Here is an 8,582-nt window from a genome sequence, read left to right as displayed (position 1 = left end):
AGGCCTGCCAAATAAGCAGCGCCCAAAGCAGTGGTCTCGGTCACTGTGGGTCGCACCACCGGCGCACCCAACAAATCAGCCTGAATTTGCATCAGCAAATTGTTATTCGAGGCACCGCCGTCTACCCGCAGTTCACTGAGCGGTTTTGCACCATCGCGCTGCATAGCCTGCACCAAATCAACCGTTTGCAAGGCAATGCTTTCCAGCGCTGCACGTGCAATGTGTGCTTTGGTGGTGCCACGTGTCATGCCCACCAAAGTGCCTCGAGCATACGGATCCCAATGGGGTGCGCCAAGGCCCGCAAATGCGGGAACCAGGCACACGCCATCGGTGCTTGGCACACTGGCGGCCAGTGCCTGTACATCGGCTGACTTTTCAATAATGCCCAAACCGTCGCGCAGCCATTGCACCACCGCACCGCCCATGAAAACGCTGCCCTCCAGCATGTAACTTGTTCGGCCATTCACCTGCCAACCCACCGTGGTCAGCAGCCTGTTGTGGCTTTCAACCACTTCACTGCCAGTGTTCATCAACATGAAGCACCCAGTGCCGTATGTATTTTTAGCCTCACCAGGCTTGAAAGCAGTTTGCCCAAACGTGGCTGCCTGCTGATCCCCAGCAACCCCTGCAATTGGGATGGCAGCGCCCATTACTGCCGGATCACAACATGCGATTTCGCCACTGGATTCGCACACCTGCGGCAACACGCTCGGCGGTATGTCAAACAACTGAAGCAACTCAGAATCCCACTGCAGTGTTTTGATATTCAGCAACATGCTGCGCGATGCATTGCTGACATCGGTGGCATGAACTGCCCCACCCGTCAGGTTCCACATCAACCAACTGTCCACCGTTCCAAAAGCAAGTTCGCCAGCTTCAGCCTGAGCACGCGCACCGGGCACATTATTCAGAATCCAGTTCACTTTGGTGGCTGAAAAATAAGAATCCAGTTCAAGCCCGGTGCTGCGGCGAATCAAGGCGGCCTTGCCCTGTTCGCGTAGCTTGTCGCAATACGCGGCCGTGCGGCGGTCTTGCCAGACGATGGCGTTGTACACGGGCTTTCCGGTTTTTCGACTCCACACCACGGTGGTCTCGCGTTGGTTGGTAATGCCTACACCCGCGATATCCGCAGGCTTCAGCCCGGCCTTTTCGATCGCGCCTCGGGCACAGGCCAACTGCGTGTTCCAAATATCTTCGGGGCGGTGCTCGACCCAACCCGCCTTCGGAAAAATTTGTTCAAACTCTTGCTGAGAACTAGCCACCACTTGCGCCTGCGAATTGAACACAATGGCGCGCGAGCTGGTGGTGCCTTGATCCAGTGCCAAGATAAAACCCATGGGTCGTCTCCTTTCTTGTTGTTACTTTCTTTGCCCGGTACTGTTCCAGTTGCCCACGTGTTTGTTCAAAAAAGCCTGCATACCCTCAGCCTCGAAGCCACTCACGCTCCACAGTTCATCGGTCAACACACCCGGGTTCAACCAAATGTAAGTCTCGGCTTTCAAAGTTTCTCCGCTGGTATTAAGCACTACCTCGATTTCACGTCGCTCATACTCAGGCCCCTCAAAAGCATCAAGATTCTTGACATCCTCTGGCAACACGTTCAGCCACACCAAACCTTGCACCTGCGCGCCCGGGTCGGCCACCATGGCCGGGTAAGTTTCACCGGGCACCGCATGTCGCTGATACCCTTTGGCCACAGCATTCAAACAGGGGTAAACGCCCTTCACCACCTGCCCCCAAACCGGCAAATACATGAGTGATCCGTACACAAAAACATGCTTACCGTCTTGCTCAAATTCCGGACCCATGCGATGTTACCTTTTCAGATGAAAAACAATTAGAAAATGCCTGTAAGGAGACGATGTGAAAACAACAACTGATTTGTTCAATTTACAAGATAAGGTGGCTTTGGTCACGGGCGCGACCCGCGGAATTGGCCTGGCCTGCGCGGAATTGCTGGCAGCCAAGGGCGCCACGGTGATTATTTCCAGCAGAAAACAAGAGGCTTGTGAACAAATTGCTGCGCAATTTCAAGCAGATGGCCTGAAAGCAGTACCCATGGCCTGCCATTTGGGCGAGATGGATCAAATTGAGGCGCTATACCAACAAATTGAATCGAAGTTTGGAAAGCTGGATATTCTGGTGAACAATGGGGCGACCAACCCGCACTTTGGGCCCATTTACGACACCGACCTGGCCGCCTTTCAAAAAACCTGCGATGTGAACATTCGGGGTTACTTTTACATGAGCAGCCACGGCTGCAAACTGATGGGCAAGAATGGTGGTGGCAGCATTATCAATGTAGCCTCAGTCAATGGCGTAATCCCTGGCCTGTACCAGGGCATTTATTCCATCACGAAGGCCGCGGTTATTTCAATGACCAAAGCGTTTGCCAAAGAATGTGCGCCCATGAAGGTGCGTGTGAATGCCTTGTTACCCGGCGCAACCGACACCAAGTTCGCCTCGGCCCTTGTGCACAACGACGCCATTCGCAATGCACTGCTGCAGCATGTGCCCATGAACCGTGTAGCACAGCCCAGTGAAATGGCAGGCACAGTGTTGTACCTTGCCTCCGAGGCATCCAGCTACACCACAGGCTCCTGCATCAATGTAGATGGCGGTTACCTGGTGGTGTAAACATGACAAGGCTTACTTAATTTGTATGCCTTTGTAATCATCAGCGTTCAGCGTGCGCCCCATTTGTTGCCAAAGAATGTGGCGCATGCGTTTGAACGGCACCAGGCGTGAGCCCAACCACACGCGTGCCGCATTGTTGCCATACACAATGCGCGGCTCGTTTTTCTTGATGCACTTCAACACGTACTCGCAAATCTCGTCGGGAGGCGTAGTTAGAAACTTCTTGGCGAACTTTTCATGTTCGGGCTTGCTGGCAATATTGGTATTGATACCACCGGGGTGAACCAAATGCACTTGCACCTTGCTATTGGAAAGCTCAACCATCAGCGACTCAGTAAAGCCACGCACCGCAAACTTGCTGGCGCAATAATCCGAATTGCTGGGTGTGCCCACCAAACCAAATATGCTCGATACATTCACGACTGCACCCTCGCCGTTGACCAGCAATTGCGGCAAGAATGCGCGCGTGCCGTGCACCACACCCCAGAAGTTAATGCCCATCACGCGTTCGTAACTGTAGTCGCTCAAGGCCCACACCGGGCGACCTTCTCCGCTCACACCCGCGTTATTGATGATCACATGTGCATTGCCCAGCGCTGCTTTCACAGCTTGGGCAAATGCATACACCCCCGCCTTGTTCGACACATCCAGCTTTTCGGCATACACCTGCACGTTGGCGGTTTGCATCACCAATTTCTCGGTTTCTTTTAAACCTTTCCCGTCGTAATCACAAATTGCAATTTTGCTGCCCAGTTTGGCAAACATCAGCGCATACGAACGCCCCATACCCGAAGCGGCACCCGTAATCACTACAACTTTGTCTTTGAAATTCTTCATGCTGCGGCCCCTTCGGTGAGCATTTCAGATTGATCGGATTTTGATGGCTGCTGTTGCGCCAAAGGTGCCTGTAACACATGGTCGTTCATCTTGAAATTCCTGGCCATGCGTAGGTAGGTGTAACTAAAACCAGGAAACATGGCCACTACATGGCCACTTTTACTTTTGTACCAGCTGGTGCAACCACCGCGCTTCCACACAGTTTTTTCCATCTCGCTGTGGATATGGGTGGTGTAGCGTTCTTCGGCTTGCGGTTTCACTTCAATGGCAGCGGCTTTTTTTGCTTTCACTTCAGCAATGGCTCGCATGATGTAATGCATCTGCGCCTCGATCACAAAAATTGCGCTGGTGTGGCCAATACCGGTGTTTGGGCCGGTCACGATAAACAGGTTAGGAAACTGCGGCACAGTGGTGCCCAAGTAGGCGCGCGGGAATTCATTCCATACATCGGCCAGCTTGGTACCATTCTTGCCCACCACTGGGTAAGAAATAACACCATCGGTGGCATCGTAACCGGTCGAGTACACAATGCAGTCCAGGTCAAGCTGCTCACCACTCAAGGTTTTGATACCGGTCTCGTTAATCTCAGCGATACCGTCGGCTTTGTCGTGCAAGCTGACATTTGGGCGGCAGTACGTTGGGTACAGCGTATTGCTCAAAATAATGCGTTTGCAACCAATGGTGAAATCGGGTGTTACTTTTTTACGCAGCTCGGGATCTTTAATCTGCTTTTTGATGTGGTGCAAAGCCTCGCGTTGAGCAATATTCTTCAGCGCAAAGTCTGAATACTTGAATGCAATCACGCGGCTTTCCAGCCCCCAGTAAATCGCGGCGCGGGCCAGCTTACGAATGGGCTCAACTTTCAGCAAGGCACGCTGCCAAGGCTTAAACACACGGTCGGGGCGCGGCAGCACCCAATGTGGCGAGCGCTGAAACACATGCAAGTGCCCCACTTCAGGCGCGATGGCCGGAATCACCTGTGCCGCACTGGCACCACTGCCAATAATGGCGACGCGTTTGCCTTTGTGGTCGTAATTCTGATCCCAAGCATTGGTGTGAAAAGTTTTGCCCTTGAATGTCTCGCGACCTTTGAAATTTGGAATCACTGGTGTACTCAGTGGGCCAGACGCATTAATCACAAACTGCGCTTTGATCACATCGCCGGTGTGCAAATGCACATGCCAGCGCTGCTCATTTTCATGCCACTCGATGCGCTGCACATTGCTGTTGGTTCGGGTTTTCTCACGCAGGCCATGCTTGGTAATGACATGCTCGGTGTATTGCTGAAGCTCCGCACCATCGGCAAACATTTGGCTCCAGTCATAGGGTTCACTTTCGATCGAATACAGCAGCGATTGAACATCCACCGCGGCACCTGGGTATGAGTTTTGGCACCAGGTACCGCCCATGAAGTCGCGACGCTCCAGCATGATGAAATCTTCAATGCCCCGCTTTTTCAAATTAATGGCCGCGCATTGCCCTCCAAAACCACTGCCAATGATGACGACTGTGTATTCACTCATGGTTGAAACCTTCCCGGATAATTTTGCTTCCGTGAATGTATATCTGACAACGATCATTGTCAATTATAAATTCACCAATAGAGGGTAGAACCCTCCCCCTAATTGGAGGATTAAAAAACTTGCGTACCCGCAAAATTGACGGATGTTAAACACCAATCCAACACACTAGGAGCACACCCATGGCCGCACCCCAAGCATTGATCAAGGACCTTGAAGGCGAAGTCAACGTAAGCCGCAACGGTGAAATAGTGGCGGTCAAGGCAGGCGACTACCTAATGCCAGGCGACGAGGTAGTGACTGGTGCCAATGGACGTTTGGCACTTGAATTTCCGGGAAGCGATGGGCAAATTCCAGCCGCAGGTGTGATGACCGCCAATGGCAAATTGACTCTAGGTGAGCAGACAGGTAGCAACGGTCAACAACAAATCGTGGTGCTTGAAGACGGCGAATGTTTCGAGTTCACCACTGAACTGGCCGAGAATTCAGCAGCAGCCGAAGGTGGAGCAGTAGCAGGATTGTTTGGTGCAGGCCTTTTGGGCGCTGGCAGTGGCGGCTTGGCGGGTGCAGGCGCTGTGGCCGCTGGTGCGTTTTTGGCAGGTGGCTCTGGCGACTCTGGCAGCAGCGACACGGGAACAGGCACAAACACCGGCACAAGCAACGCTGGCGGAGGTGGCTTGGGCAGCATTGGTGCGGGCGAGTTTTCTTCCCAGGACAGCCCACAAAGCCTGGAAGAATTTGCAACTGAAAACCTGACCCAGGACAACTTGCAACAAAGCATTCTTCAGCCAATTCAGGACGCTGTGCAAAACAGCCAGAACAACCCGGAATCGACTCCTGACAATATTGCAACTGCGGTGGAACAAACCGGTTTGGGTGTACTGGAAAACGTACACGACGCCCTCGTTGCGACCACTGGCGAAGGAACTCCGCAGGCCGACCTGGTACAGCAACTGGTGGATGGTGTGAACCAAACACCGCTGGGCGAGCCACTAAGCCCGATTACCACACCTCTCGCAGAGGCAGTGAACACAGACCTTGGCCTGGACACCCTGATTTCTGCACTACCGAATGTAGACCCCACAGATGGTGGCTTGGTGACGAGTGTGGTTGATTTGGCCGATGGCATTACCCAACCCATCAGCGAACAGGTAGAGCCCTATGATCAATTGCTTCAAGGCTTAAGGGACGTGGCTGTTGAAATCGACAATGTGCTGGAAAGTACATTGAGTCAAATGAGCACCGAAGTTCCGAACCTGAACAGTCTGGGCGGCGACACGCCTGCCCTTCCCGCCGAAGTTGAAGGTGGTCTGGCCGATTTGGTCGACGGTATTTTAGGCGGAGCAGACACCTTGCAATCCGCACTTGAGGGAGCAGGCAGCGGTTCAGGCTTGCCTGAAATTCCGGAAGGCGATTTGCTGGGCACGCTCAGCAGTGGAATTTCGTCTGGTGCAGATGCTCTGGGCGGCGAATTGGGCGGTTTGCCCGGATTGCCTACCGATGGACTGCCCGGTTAATCCACAACTCACTTAATATTTGTCATCAAGGTTTCATCTTGAATCAATAGGCTCGGTCGTTTTATAGCGATTCGAGCCTATTTTCATGACGAAGACAAAAATTCAACTGTTCGCACTCAGTGCAATTGCAGCGGCTACTCTGGTCGCCTGCGGTGGCGACAGCAGCACCCCCGCCAGCACCACCACTCCTTCCGAAGCCACACCAGCGAACTTGACACTGGAGAAAATCGCTGGATTTTCGACCAATCAGTTTGACGTCAGCGCAGCTGAAATTCCAGCTTACGACCCAGCGAGCCAACGCTTGTTCATGGTAAATGCCCTGGCCGGTGCAGTGGATGTATTTGATTTGTCCGACCCCGAAAACCCAACCTTGATCGACACGCTCGACACCAATGATGTGCTTGCAGGCTCCGTCGTTAACAGCGTTGCAGTAGCCAACGGTATTGTGGCTGTGGCGATTGAAGCACCGGTCAAAACCAATCTGGGTCGCATGGCTCTGTACCGCGCCAGCGATTTGACTTTGCTCAGTTCGCGTACTGTGGGTGCACAACCCGACATGATCACCTTCACACCCGACGGCAACACTGTGCTAACCGCCAACGAAGGCGAACCGAGCGACGATTATCAAATTGACCCTGAGGGCAGCATCAGTGTGATCGATGTACGGGACCCGCGCACGCCGATTGTACGCACGGCCAGCTTCAGTGCATTCACAGGCCAAGAGGCCAGCTTGCGTGCTCAAGGCATTCGAATCTATGGTCCGGGGGCATCTGCCTCACAAGACTTTGAACCTGAATACATCACAGTGTCCGCGGACGGCAAAACCGCTTTCGTAACCCTTCAAGAAAACAACGCAATTGCCAAAGTCGATATTGCGACTGCCACTGTGATCAATGTATTTCCCTTGGGGGAAAAAGACCATGGTGCGGTTGGCAATGAATTCGATGCATCCGATGAAGATGGCAGCACCATCAATATCCGCAACTGGGCCGGTGTTGCTGGCCTTTATCTGCCCGATGCCATGGCTTCCTACACGGCCGCTGATGGCAAAACTTACCTCGTCACTGCCAATGAAGGCGATGCCCGAGCCTGGGGTGAAGACAATCCAGCCTATTTTGCGGGTGACGCAAGCCAAGGCTTTGTTGAAGAATTCCGGATGAAACACCTGGTGAACCGAAACGGTTGGGCTGGTCGTTTGAATGATGACTTGCCCGCCCAATTGGACGACCTGGCCAACGGTGGCCTGCTGAACCCCACAGTGTTTGCATACTGTGGCGCAGTGGCAGACAACCCAAACGGCTGTCGAGCGGATGATCAACTTGGTCGATTGAATGTGACATGGACCATGGGCTATCGCACAGACGCGAACGGTGCACCCATTTTGTTTAACAGTACTGGAGTAGAAGACCCCGCAGGCGATCGTTTGATGTACGACAAACTGTATTCCTTCGGTGCACGTTCATTCTCGATTTTTGATGAAGACGGTGCGCTGGTTTTCGACTCTGGTTCTGAAATTGAACGTTTCCTGGCGAGTGACGATTGCAAAGTGGGCAGCACCCGCAACCTGAACTGCAAGGATTTTTTCAATTCGGGCCATGATGAAGGCAATGCGCTGGATAGCCGAAGCGATGCAAAAGGACCAGAGCCTGAAGGTGTGGCGGTAGGAAAAATTGGAGACAAAACCTTTGCTTTTATTGGCCTGGAGCGAATGGGCGGTATTCTGGTTTATGACATCACCAACCCGGCTGCTCCCGTGCGTGTGGATTACTACAACACCCGCGACGACTGGACCAACGACCCCTCAGACCCCGCTGTACTGCCCACAGCGGGCGACCTGGGGCCAGAGGGATTGGTATTCATTCCTGCCAAGGATTCTCCAACTGGTGAACCCTTGTTGGTGGTGGGCAATGAAGTGAGCGGTAGTACTGCGGTGATGCGGGTTAATTTGAGTTTCTGATTCAGACATTCGCCGCACCTGCGTGCCGCTTCACACGTCACTGGGTGTGTCGATAGTCAACAAAAAGCCCCTTGCGGGGCTTTTTGTTTTTTGGCGGAGAAGGAGGGATTCGAA

The 8,582-nt window shown here is 53.2% G+C and carries 7 protein-coding genes; 3 read left to right on the top strand and 4 right to left on the bottom strand.

Annotated features, from left to right (window positions below; genetic code table 11):
• Positions 1 to 1,337 (bottom strand): glycerol kinase GlpK (gene glpK / locus B4N58_RS02995; protein ID WP_291745628.1); only part of this gene is annotated, 1,337 nt, incomplete at its 3' end.
• A gap of 21 nt (positions 1,338 to 1,358) precedes the next feature.
• Positions 1,359 to 1,808 carry a gamma-glutamylcyclotransferase family protein gene (locus B4N58_RS02990; RefSeq protein WP_008251045.1) on the bottom strand — a complete coding sequence of 150 codons (450 nt, stop codon included), beginning with the start codon at positions 1,806 to 1,808 and terminating at the stop codon, positions 1,359 to 1,361.
• A gap of 55 nt (positions 1,809 to 1,863) precedes the next feature.
• Between B4N58_RS02990 and B4N58_RS02985 the strand changes: the two genes are divergently transcribed.
• Positions 1,864 to 2,637, top strand: a complete 774-nt coding sequence (locus B4N58_RS02985; RefSeq protein ID WP_008251046.1) for an SDR family oxidoreductase — start codon at positions 1,864 to 1,866, stop codon at positions 2,635 to 2,637.
• Positions 2,638 to 2,649: 12 nt separating this feature from the next.
• Here the strand turns inward: B4N58_RS02985 and B4N58_RS02980 are convergent, their stop codons facing one another.
• Both B4N58_RS02980 and B4N58_RS02975 read right to left on the bottom strand, forming a co-directional pair.
• Positions 2,650 to 3,474 carry an SDR family NAD(P)-dependent oxidoreductase gene (locus B4N58_RS02980; protein ID WP_291745624.1) on the bottom strand — a complete coding sequence of 275 codons (825 nt, stop codon included), beginning with the start codon at positions 3,472 to 3,474 and terminating at the stop codon, positions 2,650 to 2,652.
• Positions 3,471 to 4,997 (bottom strand): flavin-containing monooxygenase, encoded by a 1,527-nt coding sequence (locus tag B4N58_RS02975; RefSeq protein ID WP_291745621.1) that lies wholly within the window; start codon positions 4,995 to 4,997, stop codon positions 3,471 to 3,473. Before B4N58_RS02975 ends, B4N58_RS02980 begins: the two co-directional genes overlap by 4 nt.
• A gap of 179 nt (positions 4,998 to 5,176) precedes the next feature.
• Here B4N58_RS02975 and B4N58_RS02970 point away from each other — a divergent pair, with 179 nt between their 5' ends.
• Both B4N58_RS02970 and B4N58_RS02965 read left to right on the top strand, forming a co-directional pair.
• A complete protein-coding gene (locus B4N58_RS02970) occupies positions 5,177 to 6,511 on the top strand; it encodes a hypothetical protein (protein WP_291745618.1) in 1,335 nt (444 codons plus the stop codon).
• A gap of 85 nt (positions 6,512 to 6,596) precedes the next feature.
• A complete protein-coding gene (locus B4N58_RS02965) occupies positions 6,597 to 8,468 on the top strand; it encodes a choice-of-anchor I family protein (protein ID WP_291745616.1) in 1,872 nt (623 codons plus the stop codon).
• Positions 8,469 to 8,582 lie beyond the last annotated feature (114 nt).

The organism is Limnobacter sp. UBA3528 (assembly GCF_002377005.1).
In the GTDB taxonomy this organism is placed as follows: domain Bacteria; phylum Pseudomonadota; class Gammaproteobacteria; order Burkholderiales; family Burkholderiaceae_B; genus Limnobacter.
The sequence above is the reverse complement of the archived record's forward strand: the minus strand, read 5'-3'. Positions and strand labels throughout refer to the sequence as shown.

What these genes read in the sequence shown, in the direction of transcription:
- B4N58_RS02990 (WP_008251045.1), bottom strand. Translation starts at nt 1,808, where the DNA reads ATGGGTCCGGAATTTGAGCAAGACGGTAAGCATGTTTTTGTGTACGGA.
- B4N58_RS02980 (WP_291745624.1), bottom strand. Translation starts at nt 3,474, where the DNA reads ATGAAGAATTTCAAAGACAAAGTTGTAGTGATTACGGGTGCCGCTTCG.
- B4N58_RS02975 (WP_291745621.1), bottom strand. Translation starts at nt 4,997, where the DNA reads ATGAGTGAATACACAGTCGTCATCATTGGCAGTGGTTTTGGAGGGCAA.
- B4N58_RS02970 (WP_291745618.1), top strand. Translation starts at nt 5,177, where the DNA reads ATGGCCGCACCCCAAGCATTGATCAAGGACCTTGAAGGCGAAGTCAAC.
- B4N58_RS02965 (WP_291745616.1), top strand. Translation starts at nt 6,597, where the DNA reads ATGACGAAGACAAAAATTCAACTGTTCGCACTCAGTGCAATTGCAGCG.